The organism is Pseudarthrobacter sp. 1G09, from assembly GCF_050038305.1.
Lineage (GTDB): Bacteria > Actinomycetota > Actinomycetes > Actinomycetales > Micrococcaceae > Arthrobacter > Arthrobacter equi.
In genome coordinates this window covers 3,115,346-3,134,794 of sequence record NZ_CP188306.1, presented here as the reverse complement: position 1 = coordinate 3,134,794, position 19,449 = coordinate 3,115,346, and the positions used below count along the sequence as shown (strand labels likewise).

At 62.9% G+C, this 19,449-nt stretch carries 22 protein-coding genes; 4 read left to right on the top strand and 18 right to left on the bottom strand.

Translation table 11 applies throughout. The features are described 5' to 3' along the window. Positions 1–134: 134 nt before the first annotated feature. Positions 135–929 carry a response regulator transcription factor gene (locus ACP3TD_RS14360; protein WP_426763720.1) on the top strand — a complete coding sequence of 265 codons (795 nt, stop codon included), beginning with the start codon at positions 135–137 and terminating at the stop codon, positions 927–929. On the opposite strand, the gene ACP3TD_RS14355 is transcribed toward ACP3TD_RS14360, so the two are convergent. The 18 genes from ACP3TD_RS14355 to ACP3TD_RS14270 all read right to left on the bottom strand — a co-directional run bounded on the left by ACP3TD_RS14355 (position 926) and on the right by ACP3TD_RS14270 (position 16,386). Continuing rightward, entirely contained in the window at positions 926–1,432 is a 507-nt protein-coding gene (locus ACP3TD_RS14355) for an Hpt domain-containing protein (RefSeq protein ID WP_426763719.1), read from the bottom strand. The genes ACP3TD_RS14360 and ACP3TD_RS14355 overlap by 4 nt on opposite strands. 92 nt (positions 1,433–1,524) lie before the next feature. After that, a complete protein-coding gene (locus tag ACP3TD_RS14350) occupies positions 1,525–2,409 on the bottom strand; it encodes a type II secretion system F family protein (protein ID WP_426763718.1) in 885 nt (294 codons plus the stop codon). 8 nt (positions 2,410–2,417) lie between these two features. Continuing rightward, positions 2,418–3,350, bottom strand: coding sequence for a type II secretion system F family protein (locus tag ACP3TD_RS14345; protein ID WP_426763717.1), 933 nt, complete (start codon positions 3,348–3,350; stop codon positions 2,418–2,420). Further along, on the bottom strand, positions 3,350–4,846 hold the full coding sequence (locus ACP3TD_RS14340; RefSeq protein WP_426763716.1) for a CpaF family protein: 1,497 nt from the start codon (positions 4,844–4,846) through the stop codon (positions 3,350–3,352). Before ACP3TD_RS14340 ends, ACP3TD_RS14345 begins: the two co-directional genes overlap by 1 nt. Continuing rightward, complete coding sequence (locus tag ACP3TD_RS14335; protein ID WP_426763715.1) at positions 4,846–6,039, bottom strand: AAA family ATPase; 1,194 nt, start codon at positions 6,037–6,039, stop codon at positions 4,846–4,848. Before ACP3TD_RS14335 ends, ACP3TD_RS14340 begins: the two co-directional genes overlap by 1 nt. Beyond that, a complete protein-coding gene (gene cpaB, locus ACP3TD_RS14330; RefSeq protein ID WP_426763714.1) occupies positions 6,036–6,788 on the bottom strand; it encodes a Flp pilus assembly protein CpaB in 753 nt (250 codons plus the stop codon). Before cpaB (ACP3TD_RS14330) ends, ACP3TD_RS14335 begins: the two co-directional genes overlap by 4 nt. A 24-nt stretch (positions 6,789–6,812) precedes the next feature. Next, positions 6,813–7,769 (bottom strand): pilus assembly protein TadG-related protein, encoded by a 957-nt coding sequence (locus ACP3TD_RS14325; RefSeq protein WP_426763713.1) that lies wholly within the window; start codon positions 7,767–7,769, stop codon positions 6,813–6,815. Then, complete coding sequence (locus ACP3TD_RS14320; RefSeq protein ID WP_426763712.1) at positions 7,757–8,131, bottom strand: TadE/TadG family type IV pilus assembly protein; 375 nt, start codon at positions 8,129–8,131, stop codon at positions 7,757–7,759. Before ACP3TD_RS14320 ends, ACP3TD_RS14325 begins: the two co-directional genes overlap by 13 nt. Positions 8,132–8,216: 85 nt before the next feature. Continuing rightward, positions 8,217–8,420 carry a Flp family type IVb pilin gene (locus ACP3TD_RS14315; RefSeq protein ID WP_426763711.1) on the bottom strand — a complete coding sequence of 68 codons (204 nt, stop codon included), beginning with the start codon at positions 8,418–8,420 and terminating at the stop codon, positions 8,217–8,219. Positions 8,421–8,703: 283 nt separating this feature from the next. Beyond that, the gene (locus ACP3TD_RS14310; protein ID WP_426763710.1) at positions 8,704–9,576 is read right to left on the bottom strand and encodes a type II secretion system F family protein; all 873 of its coding nucleotides are present in this window, start codon (positions 9,574–9,576) and stop codon (positions 8,704–8,706) included. A gap of 10 nt (positions 9,577–9,586) precedes the next feature. Beyond that, complete coding sequence (locus ACP3TD_RS14305) at positions 9,587–10,525, bottom strand: type II secretion system F family protein (RefSeq protein ID WP_426763709.1); 939 nt, start codon at positions 10,523–10,525, stop codon at positions 9,587–9,589. A gap of 11 nt (positions 10,526–10,536) precedes the next feature. Continuing rightward, on the bottom strand, positions 10,537–11,991 hold the full coding sequence (locus ACP3TD_RS14300; RefSeq protein WP_426763708.1) for a CpaF family protein: 1,455 nt from the start codon (positions 11,989–11,991) through the stop codon (positions 10,537–10,539). After that, the gene (locus tag ACP3TD_RS14295) at positions 11,988–13,187 is read right to left on the bottom strand and encodes an AAA family ATPase (RefSeq protein WP_426763706.1); all 1,200 of its coding nucleotides are present in this window, start codon (positions 13,185–13,187) and stop codon (positions 11,988–11,990) included. Before ACP3TD_RS14295 ends, ACP3TD_RS14300 begins: the two co-directional genes overlap by 4 nt. Beyond that, positions 13,184–13,951, bottom strand: coding sequence for a Flp pilus assembly protein CpaB (gene cpaB / locus ACP3TD_RS14290; RefSeq protein ID WP_426763705.1), 768 nt, complete (start codon positions 13,949–13,951; stop codon positions 13,184–13,186). Before cpaB (ACP3TD_RS14290) ends, ACP3TD_RS14295 begins: the two co-directional genes overlap by 4 nt. Before the next feature lie 19 nt (positions 13,952–13,970). Next, entirely contained in the window at positions 13,971–14,999 is a 1,029-nt protein-coding gene (locus tag ACP3TD_RS14285) for a TadE/TadG family type IV pilus assembly protein (RefSeq protein WP_426763704.1), read from the bottom strand. After that, positions 14,987–15,361, bottom strand: coding sequence for a TadE/TadG family type IV pilus assembly protein (locus tag ACP3TD_RS14280; protein ID WP_426763703.1), 375 nt, complete (start codon positions 15,359–15,361; stop codon positions 14,987–14,989). The genes ACP3TD_RS14285 and ACP3TD_RS14280 overlap by 13 nt, the downstream gene beginning before the upstream one ends. Before the next feature lie 98 nt (positions 15,362–15,459). Further along, positions 15,460–15,681: a Flp family type IVb pilin gene (locus ACP3TD_RS14275; protein WP_426763701.1), complete on the bottom strand. Its 222-nt coding sequence runs from the start codon at positions 15,679–15,681 to the stop codon at positions 15,460–15,462. A 279-nt stretch (positions 15,682–15,960) separates the two neighbouring features. Next, positions 15,961–16,386, bottom strand: a complete 426-nt coding sequence (locus tag ACP3TD_RS14270; RefSeq protein WP_426767252.1) for a prepilin peptidase — start codon at positions 16,384–16,386, stop codon at positions 15,961–15,963. A 537-nt stretch (positions 16,387–16,923) separates the two neighbouring features. On the opposite strand from ACP3TD_RS14270, the gene rplM reads away from it, so the two are divergent. From rplM to glmM, 3 genes are all read left to right on the top strand, one after another. After that, on the top strand, positions 16,924–17,367 hold the full coding sequence (rplM, locus tag ACP3TD_RS14265) for a 50S ribosomal protein L13 (RefSeq protein WP_015937805.1): 444 nt from the start codon (positions 16,924–16,926) through the stop codon (positions 17,365–17,367). Positions 17,368–17,406: 39 nt separating this feature from the next. Then, on the top strand, positions 17,407–17,913 hold the full coding sequence (gene rpsI, locus ACP3TD_RS14260; protein WP_056075274.1) for a 30S ribosomal protein S9: 507 nt from the start codon (positions 17,407–17,409) through the stop codon (positions 17,911–17,913). A gap of 136 nt (positions 17,914–18,049) precedes the next feature. Further along, positions 18,050–19,411 carry a phosphoglucosamine mutase gene (gene glmM / locus ACP3TD_RS14255; protein WP_426763700.1) on the top strand — a complete coding sequence of 454 codons (1,362 nt, stop codon included), beginning with the start codon at positions 18,050–18,052 and terminating at the stop codon, positions 19,409–19,411. The last annotated feature ends 38 nt before the right edge of the window (positions 19,412–19,449 follow it).

Here is a 19,449-nt window from a genome sequence, read left to right as displayed (position 1 = left end):
ATTGACTTTCGCATACCAGTATTGAAGGGGATGTCATCAGCCGGACTTACTAGTAGCGTATAAATGGTTGGAGCGGGTGTGGCATTGGCGCTGGGCCGATGAGGGGGCCATCTCCGCCTGGCTCAGGGACAGTAATGGACGACGAACTAGGTGTGGCTGTAGTAATCGAAGATGATGCGGATGTGCGGAACCTCCTGGAGGGGGTTCTCAGCCAGGCCGGCTTCGAGGTGCATACGGCAAATGACGGGCGTGCCGGGGTGGAAGTGGTCCGCAGCAAGCAGGCCAACGTGGTCACGCTGGACATCGGCTTGCCGGATATCGACGGGTTTGAAGTCCTCCGGCGTATCCGGCATTTCAGCAACGCATACGTGGTCATGCTGACCGGCAGGACTGAGGAACCGGACCTGCTCTCCGCACTGAATGCCGGGGCGGATGACTACATCGCAAAGCCGTTCAGGCCCAGGGAACTCCGGGCCCGGGTGACGGCCATGATGCGCAGGCCGCGGCACCAGATCGGTGCACACAAATCGGCCCCCACCATGTGGGCACCCCCTACCGCTGTCCCGGTAGCGCATCAGCAGAACTCCGCGGTCCTGCAGCATAACGGGCTGGTCTTGAACACCCGCACCCGCACCGTGGAGGTTGACGGTGGACAACTGGCCCTCACCCGCAGTGAATTCGACCTGCTGCACGTGCTGCTGAAGGGCGGCGGTGCCGTGTGCACGCGCCCGGACCTGGTCCGGGCGGTCCGCGGGGAGTACTACGGCGAAGACGCCTACATCAGCGAATCGGACGAACGCGCCGTCGAGGTCCACATCGGAAACCTGCGCCGGAAGCTGAAGGAGGACCAGGTGGCGCCCCGGTGGCTGCAGACAGTCCGCGGGGTTGGCTACCGGCTGGCGCCAGCCAGGCAGCCCGGGGATTCCTAGCCGGGTTCCAGGATGTAGGTGCTGCGGAGTTCGGTGACGGTCAGGCTGCCGTCCTGGGCAACCCGTTCCATCAGCACCTTGCCTTGGCCGAAGTCGCCGCTGCGGATCATGGCCTCCAGCAGCTCAGCCAACTTGGCGAGGCGCAGCCCGCCCACCATGGCCGAACTGATCTTCAGGCTGATCGCGGCGTCCAGTGCGGAGTCGCCGTCGTGCCGGTGGACTGCGGCTGCAAGGCGGGAATAGCGCTGGTCCCACATGGCGGCGTAATCCCTGGCGAAGCGCTGGGCCATGCCCGTGCCCGCGAGTTCTTCCTCGAGTTCTTCCAGCACGGCGGCATCAAAGAGAGGCAAGAGTCCCACCGCTTCCTGGGCAGGTGCCGGCTGTCCAGGCGGGTTCATATCGGGGGAGGTGCGCCCGCCGGTGACCGGGGCCGCGGGGATCCCGGCGGGCAGCGGACCCGTTACCGGGCCTCCTGCGCTGGAGCCGGAATCGTGACTGTGCATTGTTCAAGGCTACTTCCTGGAATTCTTGCGGTGTTCTATTTCAGCTGATCCTGTGTAAATCTTGCGTGATCCTTCAGCAGTTCCCAAGGCGCCTATTGCCCGGTGAAAGTGACCACAGTGTTAATGACGGCCGGCCCCAGGATGGCGATGAAAAGGACCGGGAAAATGAAGAAGAGCAACGGGAACAGGATCATCACGGGCAGTTTCATGGCCTTTTCCTCGGCACGCTGCCGCCTTTTGACCCGCATGACCTTGGCCTGCACACGCAGGACCCTGCTGATGGCAATGCCGTAGGTGTCCGCCTGCACCACTGCCTGCACGAAACTGCGGAGCTCCGGAATGTTGGTCCGCGCCGCCAGCGCCGTGTAGGACTCGCGGCGGCTGCGTCCCACCTGCATGTCCTGCAGCGTCCGCACCAGTTCCTCGGCCAACGGTCCCTTGCCGTTATCGCCGGCCCTGGCCATGGCCCCCTCAAAGCCCAGGCCAGCCTCCACCGAGATGAGCATCTGGTCCAGCGTGTTGGCCAGTTCCAGCTGCATGGTTTTTTGGCGCTCCTGGCCCTTGCTGTAGAGGAGGAGGTCCGGGATGAAGTACCCCAGGAACAGGACAAAGAGACCGGCCAGTTTCATCAGGGGAGTGCTGCCAATGGCCGTCAGGTAGAGGCCGAGGCCCACGCCGGCCAGTCCCAGTGCGAGCTTGGAACCTAGGACCTTGCCCAGCGGCATGGATGCCGGGCGCCCGGCCAGTGCGAGCAGCCGGTCCAGGAAGGCCACATACGTGGGGGGAGTCAGGCGCCTGCCGATCACTTCCAAGAGTGCGGGTTTGTAATCCGCGGCAGTTGTGGTGAGTGCCGCGCCGCGGGACAGCAGGTTGGTGACGGCAGCACGGCCCTGCCGGTCGGCCGTGAGGACGGACCAGGCGACGGCGCCGAGAGGGACGCAGACCAGGAATAGGGAGAGAAGGATTGTGAGGTTCATGGCTTTCCTCAGAACTTCAGGTCGATGATCTTGCGCATCCACAGGGCGCCGACCGCCATCAGGACAAAGGAGGCGACGATCATGGCCCACCCGAGCGGGTGCGTGAACATGGAGTTCATGTAGGTGGGGCTGACGGCAATCAGCATGGCCACGATCCCGAACGGCATGGCGATCAGGATGTACGCGGAGAACTTGCCTTCGGCGGCCAGCGCCTTGATGTGGCCCTTGATTTCTGCGCGCTCGCGGATGGTTTCGTTGACCTGGTCCAGGACGTCCGCCAGGTTGCCGCCCACCTCCCGGTTGATCTGGATGGCCTGCGAGATCCAGACGAAGTCCTCGTTCTTCATCCGGTCTGCGGTGTCGTTGAGGGCTGCCAGCAGGTCCCGGCCCAGGCTGGTTTCGGTGATGACCCGCCGCATCTCCTCCGACGTGGGTTTTTGTGATTCCGCGGCGGCGGCGTCGATGGCGCGCAGGATGCTGTGCCCGGCCCGCAGGCCACCGGAAAGGAGTTGGAGGGTGTCGCCCAGCTGACCGTCGAAGGCCGCCCGGCGCTTGCCGGCGAGGAAACCGAGCACCAGCTTGCCCACGAACGGGGCGAGGAGAGCAAGAAGGAGTCCCACCAGCGGGTTGACGGTCACCGTCCCCACCAGCATGCCGACGCCTGCACCGATGCCCACCAGCAGGAAGAACTCCGCTTGGCTCAGGCGCAGGCCGGCGTTCTCGAGCTGGGGGCGGGAGAACAACGTGATGTTCCGTCCGGCAAGGAGGCGTTCAAAGGAACGGACGGCGGAAAGTGCGAACCGGGTCAGGGAGGACGGCGGCTCGGGTTCGAACGGACGACGGCGGTCCAGCGGCACGGTGGGGGCGCTCGGCAGGAGCACGGCGACACCGAGCAGGCAGATAGCTGCCAGCAGGATGAGGGCGCCAATAGTGAGGATCATCAGTGCTGCCCTGGTTTCTCAGCACCGGTGAGTGGCCCGGCGAACACCGCGGGGGACACGTGGATGCCGAGGTCCTCGAACCGGTCAATGAAACGGGGCCGGATACCGGTGGCGACAGGCCTTCCCAGGAAGCGGCCCTGCGCGTCGACGCCGGCGGAGTAGTCGAAGACGAAGGCGTCCTGGAGGGTGACGATGTCGCCTTCCATGCCCTGCACCTCGGTGACGTGGGTGATGCGGCGGGAACCGTCACGCATGCGGGAAATCTGGACGATCAGGTTCACGGCGGAGGCGATCTGTTCCCGGATGGCGCGGAGCGGCAGGTCCATGCCGGCCATCAGCACCAGGGTTTCCAGGCGCGCCACGGCGTCGCGGGGAGAGTTGGAGTGCACGGTGGAGAGAGACCCGTCGTGGCCGGTGTTCATGGCCTGGAGCATGTCCAGTGATTCGCCGCCGCGGACCTCGCCCACCACGATCCGGTCCGGGCGCATGCGCAGCGAGTTGCGGAGCAGTTCGCGGATGGTGACCTCGCCCTTGCCCTCGGTATTCGGCGGCCGGCTTTCTAGGCGGACCACGTGCTGCTGCTGAATCTGCAGTTCCACCGCGTCCTCGATGGTGACGATGCGCTCATCGGCAGGCAGGAATGAGGACAGGACATTCAGGAGGGTGGTTTTGCCGGTGCCGGTGCCGCCGGAGACGATGATGTTCAGCTTCGCCTTCACGCAGGCGTTGAGCAGTTCGGCCATTTCCGGGGTGAGGGTGCCGAAGTCGATGAGGTTGCGGACCGTCAGCGGAACCTTGCTGAACTTTCGGATGGTCAGCGAGGAGCCGCCCACGGCGAGCGGTGGGATGACCGCGTTCACGCGGGAGCCATCCTCCAGGCGGGCGTCCACCAGGGGGGACGACTCGTCGATGCGGCGGCCCACCCTGGACACGATCCGTTCGATGACTTTGCGCAGGTGGTCTTCCGAGCTGAACCGGTAGTCCGTGAGCGTCAGCCTGCCGCCGCGTTCCACATAGATCTGGTCCATGCGGTTGACCATGATTTCGGTGACGGCGGGATCGTCGAGGAGGCGCTGGAGGGGGCCGTAGCCGAGGACGTCGTCGGCAACGTCGCGGACCAGGCGCGTGCGTTCCTCAGGTGTCAGCGGCACCTGTTCGGCGTCGACGATGCGGGTCAGCTCTTCCTTGGCGGTGCTGCGGAGCTCCTGCTCGGTGACGGCGGCGTCGTTGAACCGCGTGCCCATCCGTTCGAAAAGGGCGGTGGCCGCCCGGAGCTTCATGGCTGCGAAGACGTCCACGCCCGGTGCCTTGGGCACCTGCTGTGCGTCGGCGTCGTGCGTTGAAGGCACGACGGCGGCTGGCTGGGAAAGGTGCGCATCCGCCGTCGGGACCGCCGGACGGATGGGTTCGACGGCGGCGGGCCGGTCAAGCACGGCGGTGCCCGCAGCGGCCTCGCTGCGGTTCTGGACCGCGCTGATGCGTTCGGAGAGCTTCATCAGATGACCACCCTTCGGTGAAGCTTGCGCTGGGTCTGCGTGCGCCAGGCGGGGTTGAACCGCTCCACCAGCTGGCGGAGGCTCTTCACGGCCGGGTCTTTCCTGGATTCCTGCAGGACAGGGATGCCGCGGTTGGTGGACAGGGCGATAGCGCGGGAGCGGGGGACGCTGACATCCACGGGAGCGCCAATGGTGGATTCCACGTCCCGGACGTTGAGGCCTGCCTTGGCATCTGCCATGTTCAGTACAACGTGGCGGGATTCGGGCATGATCTCGAGCTGGCGAAGGACTTCCAGGCCGGAGCGCAGGCCGCGGAGGCTGGGAATATCCATGGCGCTGACCCACACCACATCGGTGCACTGTTCCATGGCGGCGAGGCCGATCTCAGGCAGGCCGGGCGCGGTGTCCAGGACGACGTACTGGAACTCCTGGGCCAGCTGTTCGAGCAGGCGGCTGATGTGCTCCGGCGTGATGTGGTCCGCGTCCACAGGGTTCGGCGGAGCGCACAGGGCGTAAATGCCGGCGGGGTGCACGGTGAGGAAGGCTTTCAGGACCAGGGAGTCCTGGGCAGCGGCGGGGGTGACGGCGTCCGTGACGGTGTGCTCCGGGTTGAGGTAGAGGCCGGAGGCGACGTCGCCGAACTGGAGGTCCAGGTCCACGATCACCACGCTCATGGGGGCGATCTGGCCCAGGCCGATGGCAATGTTGGTGGCCAAGGTGGTTTTGCCCACGCCGCCCTTGGGCGAGAAGACGCCGATCACCAGGCCCTGGCCATTCCCGGCCGCTTGCGGCTCGGGGCCGCGGTGGCGGGTGGCGAACGATTGGCAGGCACGCTCCAGCAGGACCCGGATTTCGGTGGGGTCCGCCTGCGGACTGATGATGTCGCGGATGCCGGCGCGCATGGCCTGCAGGAGCAGAGCCGGGTCCACGTCGCTGACCAGCACCAGGCTGAGGCCGGGGAGTTGGACGTCGAAGACCTTGGCGAAGCGGAGTGCTTCGTCGTAAGGGACGTCCGGGCCGATGATGATGACCTCGGGCTGCTCCTGGTTGAGGAGGGCGAACAGTTCCGCCGGGCCCGCGGGGAGGATGTCGCTCGCGATGGTTTGCACAGAGCCGCGGAGGCCGTGCGCGACGGCGGCGCGCAGCTTCTGGTCGAAGTCGCCGCTGGGGGAGAGGAGGACGAAGCGGCTCATTTGTACACCACTTCCTTCCGCTCAGTCCGGGGGCCGTTGTCCTGGGCGTCTGCTGGTTCTTTTGTGAGCCAGAGGCTGCCGTTGATGGAGGTGAAGATGATCTTGCTGGCGTCCACGTCATTGACGGCGACGGTGAGCATGAGCGAGCCTTCGGGCAGGGTTGTGTCCTGCGGGTTGGTGCCGTCTTCCGCCTTTTCCGTGCTCGCCTGCGGGGCGCGCTGCACGGCGGTGACCAGGACTTTGCGGAGTGTGAGCTGGGTGGTGGCGTCCTCCAGCTTTGGCTTATAGGCGCCGTTTTCGAAGTTCAGTGCTATGCCAACGTGGTCGCCCACGTTGATCCGGCCGCCGGCCACGCGCTGCGGTTCCAGCTGGAAGGAGACTTCCTGCAGCCCGGCGGGGACTTCCACACCGCCTTCCTTCTTCACGTCCTCCGGTGCCACAAGCCGTTCGGCGAGCAGTTGCTCCCCGGGGACCAGGTCCACGGCAGCGACCGTTCCGGCTTTGCTGTCCAGCGATGTCAAGGAAGTGGCGGCGATTCCTGCGGCGGGAACGTCCTGGATGACGAGCGAGGACGCCATGTCGTTCACCGGGGTCCCGGCAGGGATGGGCTTCTCGACGACCAGGACTTTTCTTGGATTCGTGGTGGCCATGGCCCGTGCGTCGGCGCCGTTGGCGTAGACAATGATGAGAAGGGCGCCCACGAGCGCCAGTGCGACGGCGGCCGTTCCGGCGAGCAGGCGAGACTTCACAGTGTTTCTCCGTGGCGTTTGTGGTCAGAGGGTGAGGCGGGCGATGGTGGCGCCGTAGTTGGGTGTGCTGCCTAGTTCAAAGCCTTGGGCCAGGGACACGAACTTCACGAAGTAGCCCCTGATGGTCTTGTTGGCCACCTTGGGGCCCGCCGTCCAGCCGATACTCGCGAATTGGTATCCGGTCACGTGGAACGCTGCGAAGCCTTTGATGTAGTACTTGCCGCTGGAGCCGGTTCCTGTTGCCAGGTCGTACATCGGCAGGAGGACGGTTTGGTTGTTCATTTGGCTGAAGTCCCCGGCGCTGCAGGTGGAGGGGACGCTGGCGCCGGTGTCGCTGGCGAACCAGATTCCCGCATTGGTTGAAGCTCCGGCCGTTGCGGTGATGGCGCATTTTGCCGAGCCGGTCTCCATCCAGCCGAACCCGCCCGGGATGCCTCCGCACCCATTGACTGACTGTTCCAGCACCTGCTCGGCGCCCTGTGCCCCGCCGGCAGGAATGTTCAACTTGCAGTAGGCAATGGCCAGCGGCAGGATGACGGGTCCTTTGGACGGATTTCCCCACGCGGCGGAGGCTTTGGCGCCTATCTCCTTGCTGGGAATTCCGATTGCATTGGCGAAGAAGAGGGAGACGGAGTTGTCCGGGCCGCCGGTTTCCTTCGCGCTGGTGGTGACCGATACGGTCCGGGCGTCCTTGTCGAGCTGGATGCTGTAGACATTGCTTATGCCGTCCAAGGCGTTCTGGTTGGCGAGGCTGCCGGCGAGTGTCGCCGTCGTCGAGCATTGGGTGTCCGCCGTGTTCTTGGCGCACTTCTGCGCCAGCGCGATGGCGGACGCGTCCGCCCCGCTCTGCAGCTGCGCGCGTTCGGAGTAGATGACCCCCACGTCAACGGCGATTGCAACGAAGCCGAGCAGCGCCACCAGGAGGATGGCGACGATGACGGAGACCGCGCCCTCTTCGTTACTTCTGTCTAGCCGCCGCACAGCATGACTCCTTTGCCCGTCATGGGAAAGGGGCCAGCGATACCGGTGATGGTGGACAGGTTGTAGCTGATGGTGACGGTCACCTGCTGGTCGGTGCTGCAGGTGGCGGGGCTGATGGTGATGTTTGAATCCGGGATGGTGCTGCTGACCGATGCGGCAGCGTTTCTTGCGGCCGTCTTGGCGCCCGTGGGGTTATTGGCGATGGCCATGACCCGGACACCGTCGCGGGCCGCGTTGGTGAGCGTGATTTGGGCGTTGTAGGCGCGCCCGAACTCGATGGTTCCCAGCACCAGCATCAGGAGGAGGGGCAACAGGATCGCGAATTCGACGGCGGCTGCTCCGCGTTCCGATTCTTTCGACACCTGCTGCACCTCCTCCTGTTCTGCTTGATGGCACTGGCGTGATCGTCGTTCCGATATGGGGTCCGGAACGGTGGCGGTTAGGGGGCTACGGGGTGGCCTTGGCGGTAGGCGGGTTGGCGATGTCGGCCTTGACGTCCTCGAACAAGCCGGTCAGAGTGCCACCCAAGAGATTGACTGCGACAATGATGGCCACGGCGATGAGAGCAACCATAATGCCGTATTCAACGGCAGTAGCGCCCTTCTCGTCGCTGCGAAGGCGGATCATGAGGTTGGTGTAGAGAGCAAGCATTGTGACTCCTGTGCGAGACGGATGGCTGGCCCTTCACCAGCACTGAAACGAAGGTAGCAACGGGATTTGGTGCCAGATCCGGTTCTTGGGACATCCTGCGTAAAGGCTCAGCCAAGTGGGCATTTCCTGTGCCTTCGCTGGGCCTGTCCTGCGCTCGCAGTGGGCTTAGCCGTCGTCAAGGCACGCAAAAGGACCCCCTCGGTTCTGGGTGCCGAGGGGGTCCGGCCTTGAGGCGCCGCTGGCGCGATTTGATACGGGGAGCTCGCCTACCTTTGCTGAGCGGCTAGGAAAATGCCGCGACGATGTTCATGACAGCCGGCCCGAGCAGGATGATGAAGAGGGTCGGAAAGATGAAGAAAATCAGCGGAAAGAGGATCTTGACTGGAATCTTCATGGCGTGCTCCTCGGCCCGTTGGCGCCGCTTCAGCCGCATCTCCTGTGCCTGTACTTTCAACACCTTCGCAATCGCAATGCCGTAGGCATCCGCCTGCACGATGGCCCTGATGAACGAGCGAAGATCCGGGACGTCAACTCGATCGGACATGGCAAGGTAGGCCTCTTTCCGGGAGCGTCCCACCTGCATGTCCTGAAGGGTTCTCGTCATTTCATCAGCCAACGGGCCGGTGCCGTTTTGGGCTGTCCGTGCCATAGCTGCCTCGAAACCGAGTCCCGCCTGGACCGAGATCAGCATCTGGTCCAGCGTGTTCGGTAGTTCCTGGCGGATCTTCGCCCGCCTCTTCTCGGCAGTGCTCCGCACCAGCAGGTCAGGAGCGAAGTAGCCGAACGCCACAGCGGCCAGGAAGATGGCGAAACGGGAGGGTTCCGGGTTAGCAAGGAAGTTGAAGAGTCCGAGCACCGCGCCGCCGAGGGCGAGGATCGGTTTCACTACCAAAAGGCGTTCCAGCGGCCATTCCTTGGGGCGGCCCATGGCGGCGAGCTGCTTGTCCAGCCAGGCTACGTAGCCCGCGGGTGTGATCCTGCGGGCCGTGGAACTGAACTGTGCGGACAGATTCTGCGGGGCCGCATTCCTGGCCCGCTGTCCCAGGTTCGCCTGGATATTGCGGATTGCTATCCTGTCCGTTGCTGCGACGGACCACACCAGGTAGGTGACCGGCAGGATGATGGCGAGGATCGCCCCTAAAGCCAATGGTGACATGTCCGGCCTCCTAGAACTTCGGTTTGATGAGACGGCTGAGCCAGAAGCCACCGGCCGTGAGCATGACGACTGCCGCTCCGAGCATCAGGTACCCGGGGACAGTACTGGTGAAGGTCTTCGCATACTGGCCATTGATGAAAATCAGGGCGAAGAAGAGGACTACGGGAAGCGCCATCAGGACGCCCGCAGACATTTTCCCTTCGGCGCTGAGGGCCTTGACCTGGCGCCGTATCTGGTTGCGGTCGCGGATGGTTTCACCCACGTGATCCAGGACTTCCGCCAGGTCTCCACCCACCTCGCGGTGGATCTCGATAGCCTGCGAGATCCAGGCGAAGTCTTCGCTCCGGGTGCGGTTGGCCACGTCTGTCATTGATGCATTGAGGTCACGGCCAATCCTGGTTTCGTTCACGATCCTGGCCAGCTCTTCAGACATCGGGGCGTCCGATTCGCGCGCCGACGCGTCAATGGCCCGGAGCAGCGAGTGCCCGGCCCGCATGCTGCCGGTGAGCATTTGAAGTGTGTCCGGGAGTTGCTCGTCAAACCGGCTTCTCCGCTTGGATTCAAGGACGGAGAGGCTGGCGAGGAATCCGGCTGGCACCACGGCGAGCATCATGATCCCAAAGAAGAAGCTGCCCAGAAGGAAACCAAAGACGCTACCGGCCAGAGTGCCGGCACCCATCATCAGCAGGAAGTTGGCCGGCTGGGTCTTGAGACCCGCCCGCTCCAGCTTCTCCCGGCTGATAATGAAATCGTCCTTTCCCTTGAGCTGCTTATTGATGGCACCAACCGCGGAGTCGGTGAGCACCGTCAACCTGGAGGAGGCAACCGGAACGTCTGGCCGTCGGCGGGACAGGGGAATGGCGTTGCCCGGCTTGAGCACGACAGCAAAAAGCAGAATGACTGCAGCGAAGATGGCCGCAACGCCCAGAACGGCCATTGTGGCGGGCATTTCTGGTTCCATCACCGGCCCCTGACTGTGTGTGCACCGAAGACGGCAGGAGAGATCCTGATGCCAAGCTCTTCGAACCGATCCGTAAACCGAGGCCTGACGCCAGTAGGTACTGGCTTGCCGAGGAATCTGCCGTTGGCGTCGATTCCCGCCGAGTAGTCGAAGACGAAAGCATCCTGGAGGGTCACAATGTCCCCCTCCATACCCTGAACCTCCGTAATGTGTGTAACCCTGCGGGTTCCGTCCCGGAGCCTTGAGATATGCACGATCAGGTTCACGGCCGAAGCAATCTGCTCGCGGATTGCGCGCAGGGGCAGGTCCATTCCCGCCATCAGGACTAGTGTTTCCAGGCGAGCCACTGCATCTCGAGGCGAATTGGCATGCACGGTAGAAATCGAGCCGTCGTGGCCGGTGTTCATGGCTTGCAGCATGTCCAGGGATTCTCCGCCTCGGACCTCACCGACCACGATGCGGTCTGGCCGCATGCGCAGGGAGTTGCGGACCAGATCGCGGATCGAGACTTCGCCCTTCCCCTCGATGTTGGCGGGTCGGCTCTCCAACCGGACCACGTGGTCCTGCTGAAGCTGCAGTTCCACCGCGTCCTCAATCGTCACGATGCGGTCAGTGGCGGGGATGAATGAGGACAGCACGTTCAGCATGGTTGTCTTACCGGTCCCTGTGCCGCCGGAGACGATGATGTTCATGCGGGCAAGGACGCAGGCTTGAAGCAGTTCCGCCATTTCGGGGGACAGGCTACCGAACTCGATTAGCTTCTGCACCGTCAGTGCCTCGCGACCGAACTTACGGATGGTCAGTGATGCCCCGTTGACTGCCAACGGAGGGATGATGGCGTTGACACGTGAACCGTCCGCCAAGCGGGCGTCCACCAGGGGCGATGACTCGTCAATGCGGCGGCCGATCCTGGTGACGATCCTTTCGATCACCTTCCGGAGTGCCTCTTCGCTGGCGAACTTCGTATCCGTCAGGAAGAGGTGGCCATTGCGTTCGACGTAGATCTGGTCTGCACGATTCACCATAATTTCCGTTACAGAGGGGTCATCCAAGTACCGTTGCATTGGGCCGTGGCCAAGGACATCGTCAATAATTTCCCGAGTGAGTCGCTGCCGTTCGCCCTGCGTGAGCGGGACTTGTTCCTCGTCAACGACAGCTTTCAGCTCGTCCTTGACGAATTGGTGCAGCTCGGCTTCATCCAACGTTGAATCGGTGATCCGAGAACCAAGCCGTTCGTAGAGGGCTTGGCTTGCACGGTCTTTGAGCCCGGTGAGCGCTTCACTCGAGCTGCCGGCAGTCACCTCGATGGCTGTAGGAACGAGGGCCTGCTCAGCCGCTTGGGCTTGCTGTATGGCGCCCAAGGTGGTGGGCCCCGCACTCGGCATGGGACTCTGATCGGGCGAGCTTGCCACTTCGTCGCCCCGGATCTTTGCAATTCGGTTCGAGAGATTCATTGCACTACCGCCCTTCTGTGAAGCTTCTTGCGGGGGCCTTCCCAATTCGGCTTGAAACGCTCAACCAGCTGCCGGAGCCCCTTTGCCACTGCATCGCGGCTGCCATCCTGGAGCAGGGGAACACCTTTATTTGTTGAGAATGGGACGGCCCGGGAACGTGGCAGGACCACGTCCACGGGAGCCCCTATGGTTGCCTCCACGTCCTGGACAGTCAGCCCGGTCTTTCGGTCAGCCATGTTCAGTACTACGTGCCGATTGTCAGGGAGAAGGTCGAGTTCCGAAAGGATCTGGAAGCCGGTCCGGAGGCCGCGGATACTCGGGATGTCCATGCCGCAAACCCATACGGCGTCCGTCGCCTGCTCCAGCGTCGCCAGAACGTGCTCGCCTAATCCGGGGGCGGTGTCAACCACCACGTACTCAAACTCAGTCCGCAGTTGCTGCAGGAGACGGCTGACGTGTTCTCCTGAAATCCTGTCCATGTCAATAGGGTTGCGAGGTGCGCATAAGGCGTAGATGTTGCCACGGTGCAGCGACAAGTACGTCTTGAGAACCATGGCGTCCTGGCTCGCCGCGCCCACCACTGCCTCTGAGATCGTAAATTCTGGTTCGATCATCAATCCGCTGGCGACGTCACCGAACTGCAAATCCAAGTCGACCAAGACGACGCTCATCGGGGCAATTTGTCCGAGGCCGATGGCCAGGTTACTTGCAACTGTTGTCTTGCCGACGCCTCCTTTCGGTGACATGACGGCAATGATCCGGCCGCCTTCCGCCGCGGGGCGTTCAGCCGTGTTCGGTGCAAGCCCTCGCCGCCTGCCGGCCGCTGCCAGGCTCGCCCGCTCCACGAGCGCCCGGATCTGCTCGGCGTCGGCCGCAGGCGGAAGAATGTCCCGTATGCCGGACCGCATTGCGCTCAGGGCAAGTTCGCCGTCGTCCTCCGCCACGAGGACGATGCTGATTTCTGGGAATTGCAGATCGAGTATTGCAGCGAATTTGAGCGCTTCTTCGCGTGGCAGGCCAGCCCCTAGTATGAGAACTTCGGGTGGTTCACCAACTTGCTGTCGAAGGATGTCTTCCGGCGACTCCGGCAGGTAGTTGGCCTGAAAGGACTGCAGTGATCCGCTGAGGGGTGCTATCGACGCACGAACTGTACGTTCGTATTCAGGAGAAGCCGTAATGAGGATGAAGCGGCTCATCGGAACACCTTGGTCTGGTTCACCACTCCGCTGGTTCCCTCTGTGGCACCTGCCGGTTCTTTGGAGAGATAGATCTTCCCGAACTCTGCCGCGTACACGAGCTTTTCCGCGTCGACGGCATCCCGTGCAAGCGTGATCAAGTAGGAATCGCTGGATGCCGGCTTGCTGCCCTCTGTGTTCAGGGCACCTGTAGAGCTTGCCTGTGTTGCTTCACCTTGTGTCTGGACGGCTTGCCCGGAGCTGAATTGAACTGCCGTGACAAGTACCTTGTGGAAGGTCAACTGGGTCCCGTTTCCACCACCGGCGGCGTCTCCCAAGGAAATGAAGACTCCAACGGTGTCACCAGCCTGAACCGAACCACCAACCACCCGGTCAATACCAAGCCGGACCGAAATCTCCTGGAGACCCTCCGGAACCTCAACCCTCGCCGGGCCGATGAACGTGCTTGCATCGACGAGACGGCTGCTCAAAAGTTGCTCGCCGGGTACCAGACCAACGGCGGTCACTTTAGAACCAACTGAGCCGAGATCCTCGACCGCGTCCGCTGCAATCGCAGTCCGCGGGACTGCTTTGGTGGTGAGGTACTGGCTGAGCTGAGTTGCCGGCGTTCCTGCTGGAACGTTCTGCTTAACGACCAGGACGTCTTCCGTTTCTGTGTTGGCAAGTGCGCGACGGTCCGCGCCTTGAACGTAATTGAAGAGGAGGACTGTGCCTATAACCGCTACGACCAGCGCGGCAATGCCTCCCAGTAGGCGTGCTTTCATTGCTATCCCCTTGTAGTGACTACTTGATGAGTTGAGGTGGAAGCGTGGCCCCGCCTTCGGTGTAGCCACCTCCCGTGTATAGACCGGAATCAGCTACCCATTCTTGGAAGTGCCCTTGAATGCCGTTTTCTGACCCGCCGCATTTGGCGGCAATCAGCGAGTAATCGCCGGCACAATCGCTGCCACCGATCTTGAAGCCCTCCAGGAAGAAGGCAGCGAAACCCTTGATGTAATAAACTGCCTTGTCGCCGGTCCCGCTGGTGCCGCTGAAAACCGGGATCAGGACAACCTGGCCTACATAAGCCGCCATGGCTCCCTTGCTGCATTCCGACGGCATGCTTGACCCTGTGCCAGACTTCGCGAACGGTAAAGTCGGGTCGTCATTGGCGGCGCTCGGGGGATAAACTTCGGAGGTGCACTTGCCATCGATGGTTTTGATGAATTCGAAACCACCTGGAATCACTTTCCCCGATGACGACGAATCTCCAGCACAGTTGACGTCCTTGCCCTTGCTGAACATGGCGACGGTCTTGCCGGAGAAATCAAACTGGCACGGTGCGAAGGTCATCGGCAGTGTGGCCGGCCCGGTCAGGGGAGCGCCGCCCCAGCTTGCTGTAGCAGTCGCACCTACGGTGGCCGGCGGAGCATCAGTGAGCGCGGATGCGAACAGCTTTGATAGGAAGCCCGCGCCCGACGTGCCGTCCTTTGTTGAGGTTGCAACGGTGACCTGGTGGGCCACAGAGGTGTCAATACTCTTCACGGTCGATGCGCTGTCATTGGAGTTGGCGTTCGCCAGTGGCCCGGCTAACGATGAAGCACCGCTGAGGGCGGTGTTGCAACTGCCCTTGGCGCAGCTTTTCGCAACTGCTAACGCGGATGAATCAGCGGCGTTCTGAAGTTGTGCGCGCTCCGCGTAGATCTGCCCGGTATCAACCGCCAGGGCGCCGGCTCCGATGAGGACCAGGAGCATCAGGGCTACTGTAACGCCAGCGGCCCCGCGCTCCGTGGATTCATGTTCATTCGTAGGTTTGCGCTCTAGCCACCGCATTGCATGGCTCCCTTGCCAGTGAGAGAGAGAGTGGATCCAAAGAAGCCGGTGAGCGTCGGTCCGCTATACGTGACCGTCACCAGCGCATTCGCCGTAGACGCGGGGCAGGATGCCGCTGAATAGTCGAAACTCAGCAGTGACGAGTTAATAGACGGTGCTCCAGCCCTGCCGGCGGCGGTTGCCTTGGACGTGTCTTTGGTGACGGCCACCGTCCGGGCCGCTTCGCGTGAGGCCTGGGTTACCGAGACCTGGACGTTGTAGACGTTGGCGAACTCGACGACGGCGATGATCAGGGCGATCAAGATCGGCGCAACGAGAGCAAATTCGACGGCGACTGCGCCCTGTTCGTTTTGGCGTTTCATTGATACCTCTCAACCAGGGTTATGGTGGCTGCTACCGGTCAGGGGTGTGCTGTGCGGAACTGCGCAGCACACCCCTGGAATGCCTAGTTGAATCCGCGCTAGGGAGTAGTCGGGGCCTTGAAGTTGTTCTTCACTGAGTCGCCGAGAGTGTCAAACCAATCGTTCAGAGCGCCGCCGAAGGCGCCGACGCCCGCCACTATGACAAGTGCAATGAGTCCGACCAGCAGGGAGTACTCCGTGGCGGTGGCGCCCTTTTCGGAGGAGAAGCGATCCTTGACGCCGGCGACAAAAGCCATCATCGAGACCATGAGAGAAGTCATTGTATTTCCTTAATTCGGTGAAATGGATTTAATAGATTTCAACGAATTTCCAGCTGCCCCCATAATTCCTTAGCGGCTGGACTTCGCTAGGAAGAGATTGTCATTGGGGGATTGGTGGCAACAATGCGTAGTGGTACTCGAGTTTTTTCCGCGTCGCCAAATATGCGTACCTGAAAAGACGCTGTGGTACGCAGGATCTGGTGTGAGTACTGGGCGGACTACTTGGATTCGCCATGTAGCGCTGCGCCGCATGCCGCGGCTGCGGCACACGTGTGGAGGCTAACGCACGAGCAGGGCGACGATGACCGTGGCGCCGACCATCGAGGGGCCGTGGGCAATCTCTGCCGTATCTTTCCGGCCTTTTTGGGCTACAACCATGACCGTGATGACTCCATTGAGGACGAACCCGAGGAGCCCGCCGTAGAGGAGTTGGGTCCAACCTAGGTATCCGAGGTAGAGGCCAACCGGTGCCGCGAGCTTGACGTCGCCCATTCCGATGGCTCCTGGGGAAATTAGCCCCAGAATTAGATAGCCAGCGAACAAAATGACCATGCCCAGGAGCGCGCGAAGCATATTGTCAGCATGCTGATCAAATGCTGATGGTGCCAGGAAGAGAATAATTCCCCCTGCGAGGAGCAGCAGTACAAGGGGATTTGGCAGGAGGTGAAGCGAGAAATCAATTCTCGCCAGCTGAACTCCGAGCACGGCGAGGAATAGAAATGCCGGCAAGGTCCAGGAGACTCCCAACCGCAACGCAAAGGCCGCGCACGCAACTCCCGTGAGTGCCGCTGTCGTAATCCTTGCCGACCGCGGGGGCGTTCCACCCAGGCGGGGAAGGACCCTGGCAATCAGAACCTCCGCGGCAGGGGAGAGTGCGGCGCCCAGCAGAGCTGCGCCCAGCACGAAAGCCCATTCAGCGCCATCGCCTGCACCCTCTGTAAACACCGCGTCCCCCTGCGCTCATCCTGCCGGCGGCACTGTGGTGGCCTGCGGCTACCCCATTTTGACCCTGAAGCCCCTGGCACGCTAATCTTGTAAGTCGTTGTGCGTGTCCTATTCCGATGGTGCGTGCCCGCTTGAGAATCCGGTTGCAGGATAGCTACTCAACGTGCACATTCGGAACTTCAGGATGACTGGTTACATAGAGCCCTCACCTCTGTTCCGGTAGCGCGCAGAAAGTAGGTGCTCACCCCTGAGTGGCGCCTAAACAAAGAACGCCAGAACAAGAACGAGGCAAACACCGTGCGTACGTACACCCCGAAGCCCGGCGATATCAACCGCCAGTGGCACGTCATTGACGCCACCGACGTTGTCCTTGGTCGTCTTGCAAGCCAGACCGCAATCCTGCTGCGCGGCAAGCACAAGGCCACTTTCGCGTCCCACATGGACATGGGCGATTTCGTCATCATCATCAACGCCGAAAAGGTTGCCCTGACCGGCGCCAAGCTGGAGCAGAAGCGCGCTTACCGCCACTCCGGCTACCCGGGCGGCCTGACCTCCGTCAACTACGCGGAACTGCTGGAATCCAACCCGGTCCGCGCCGTTGAGAAGGCCATCAAGGGCATGCTCCCCAAGAACTCCCTCGCTGCACAGCAGCTGGGCAAGCTGAAGGTGTACCGCGGTGCTGAGCACCCCCACGCCGCCCAGCAGCCCAAGACTTTCGAAATCACCCAGGTCGCCCAGTAGTCCTGGCCACCAAACAACTTACTTAACACAAGGAGAATCGTGGCTCAGAACGAAGAACTGACCACCGAAGCCGTTGAGGCTGAGGAAATCCCCACCAGCTACACCTCTGAGAGCTCGGCTGCCGAAGCCGCTCCCAAGAAGGAGCGCCCGGCACTGACCGTTGCCGGCGCAGCAGTTGGCCGCCGCAAGGAAGCCGTTGCACGCGTTCGCGTTGTTCCGGGCTCCGGCAAGTGGACCATCAATGGCCGCGCGCTGGACAACTACTTCCCGAACAAGCTGCACCAGCAGGACGTCAACGAGCCCTTCAAGATCCTTGATCTCGAAGGCGCCTACGACGTCATCGCCCGCATCCACGGCGGCGGCATCTCCGGCCAGGCCGGTGCCCTGCGCCTCGGCATCGCCCGTTCGCTGAACGAGATCGACGTCGAGAACAACCGCGCCACCCTGAAGAAGGCCGGTTACCTGTCCCGCGACGCTCGTGTCATCGAGCGTAAGAAGGCCGGTCTCAAGAAGGCCCGCAAGGCTCAGCAGTACTCCAAGCGCTAAATCCGCTTGCACAGAAGCCCGTCCCGCCGTCCGGTGGGGCGGGCTTCTGGCGTTTGTGCTTCCTAGCCACGTGGCAGCCAAAAGGCGCTGGCCAGCCGTTTCATGCGCCGCCACCGCCATCCCATACACTTGACCGGTGTCTAGATTATTTGGAACTGATGGTGTCCGGGGGCTGGCCAACGGCCTGCTGACTGCGGAGCTGGCCCTGCAGCTGGCCCAGGCGGCCGCCGTCGTACTTGGCCATGACCGCAACTCCAACGGCTCCCGGCCCCGCGCCGTCGTGGCCCGTGACCCGCGTGCCAGTGGCGAGTTCATCGCCGCCGCTGTGGAAGCCGGGCTGTCCAGCTCGGGCATCGACGTCTACGACGCCGGCGTCCTCCCCACCCCGGCGGCCGCGTACCTGGTGGCAGACCTGGAAGCCGATTTCGGCGTTATGATCTCCGCCTCCCACAACCCGGCACCGGACAACGGCATCAAATTCTTTGCCCGCGGCGGCCAGAAACTCCCCGACGACGTCGAAGACGCCATCGAGGCCCAGATGCACAACGAGGCCGTCCGTCCCATCGGTCCCGACGTCGGACGCATCCAGCGCTTCTCCGACGCCGAGGACCGCTACGTCGTCCACCTCCTGAGCACCCTCCCGCACCGCCTCGAGGGCCTCACCGTGGTCCTGGACTGCGCCCACGGCGCTGCCAGCGGCTGCTCACCGCAGGTCTTCAAGGACGCCGGCGCGGACGTTATTGTCATCGGCGCCGATCCGGACGGGCTCAACATCAACGACGGCGTGGGCTCCACCCACCTTGGCCCGCTGAAGGAAGCCGTCCTCCAGTACGGCGCAGACCTTGGTATCGCCCACGACGGCGACGCGGACCGCTGCCTGGCCGTGGACCACGAAGGCAACGAAGTGGACGGCGACCAGATCATGGCCATCCTCGCCGTCGCCCTCAAGAAGGCCGGCAAGCTGAACGACGACGTCCTGGTGGCCACCGTCATGAGCAACCTCGGCCTCAAGATCGCCCTCCGCGACGCCGGCATCAGCATCCGCGAAACAGCCGTGGGGGACCGCTACGTCCTGGAAAGCATGCGTGAAGGCGGCTTCAACCTCGGCGGGGAACAGTCCGGCCACGTCATCTTCTCGGACCACGCCACCACCGGCGACGGCCTGCTCACCGGCCTGCAGCTCGCCGCCCAGGTGGCCCTGACCGGGACCACCCTCAAGGACCTGGCCGCCGTCATGACCAAGCTCCCGCAGGTTCTCATCAACGTCAAGGGCGTGGACCGCACCAAGGTCAACAGCAATGACGTCCTGGCCCAGGCCGTCAAAGCCGCTGAGGCTGCCCTGGGAGAAACCGGCCGTGTCCTCCTCCGCCCCTCCGGCACAGAGCCCGTGGTCCGGGTCATGGTGGAGGCCGCCGATGAGGAAACCGCGCAGTCCATCGCAGAACACCTCGCACAGGTGGTCCGCACTGAACTGGCGCTGGAACTCATCAGCGAATAGCTGCAAAACACATGAGGCCCGCTTCCATGGTTGGAAGC

Excerpts from the sequence above, each read along its gene's own strand:
- ACP3TD_RS14360 (WP_426763720.1), top strand. The coding sequence starts at position 135 with ATGGACGACGAACTAGGTGTGGCTGTAGTAATCGAAGATGATGCGGAT.
- ACP3TD_RS14355 (WP_426763719.1), bottom strand. The coding sequence starts at position 1,432 with ATGCACAGTCACGATTCCGGCTCCAGCGCAGGAGGCCCGGTAACGGGT.
- ACP3TD_RS14350 (WP_426763718.1), bottom strand. The coding sequence starts at position 2,409 with ATGAACCTCACAATCCTTCTCTCCCTATTCCTGGTCTGCGTCCCTCTC.
- ACP3TD_RS14345 (WP_426763717.1), bottom strand. The coding sequence starts at position 3,350 with ATGATCCTCACTATTGGCGCCCTCATCCTGCTGGCAGCTATCTGCCTG.
- ACP3TD_RS14340 (WP_426763716.1), bottom strand. The coding sequence starts at position 4,846 with ATGAAGCTCTCCGAACGCATCAGCGCGGTCCAGAACCGCAGCGAGGCC.
- ACP3TD_RS14335 (WP_426763715.1), bottom strand. The coding sequence starts at position 6,039 with ATGAGCCGCTTCGTCCTCCTCTCCCCCAGCGGCGACTTCGACCAGAAG.
- ACP3TD_RS14315 (WP_426763711.1), bottom strand. The coding sequence starts at position 8,420 with ATGCTTGCTCTCTACACCAACCTCATGATCCGCCTTCGCAGCGACGAG.
- ACP3TD_RS14310 (WP_426763710.1), bottom strand. The coding sequence starts at position 9,576 with ATGTCACCATTGGCTTTAGGGGCGATCCTCGCCATCATCCTGCCGGTC.
- ACP3TD_RS14305 (WP_426763709.1), bottom strand. The coding sequence starts at position 10,525 with ATGCCCGCCACAATGGCCGTTCTGGGCGTTGCGGCCATCTTCGCTGCA.
- ACP3TD_RS14300 (WP_426763708.1), bottom strand. The coding sequence starts at position 11,991 with ATGAATCTCTCGAACCGAATTGCAAAGATCCGGGGCGACGAAGTGGCA.
- ACP3TD_RS14295 (WP_426763706.1), bottom strand. The coding sequence starts at position 13,187 with ATGAGCCGCTTCATCCTCATTACGGCTTCTCCTGAATACGAACGTACA.
- cpaB (WP_426763705.1), bottom strand. The coding sequence starts at position 13,951 with ATGAAAGCACGCCTACTGGGAGGCATTGCCGCGCTGGTCGTAGCGGTT.
- ACP3TD_RS14285 (WP_426763704.1), bottom strand. The coding sequence starts at position 14,999 with ATGCGGTGGCTAGAGCGCAAACCTACGAATGAACATGAATCCACGGAG.
- ACP3TD_RS14280 (WP_426763703.1), bottom strand. The coding sequence starts at position 15,361 with ATGAAACGCCAAAACGAACAGGGCGCAGTCGCCGTCGAATTTGCTCTC.
- ACP3TD_RS14275 (WP_426763701.1), bottom strand. The coding sequence starts at position 15,681 with ATGACTTCTCTCATGGTCTCGATGATGGCTTTTGTCGCCGGCGTCAAG.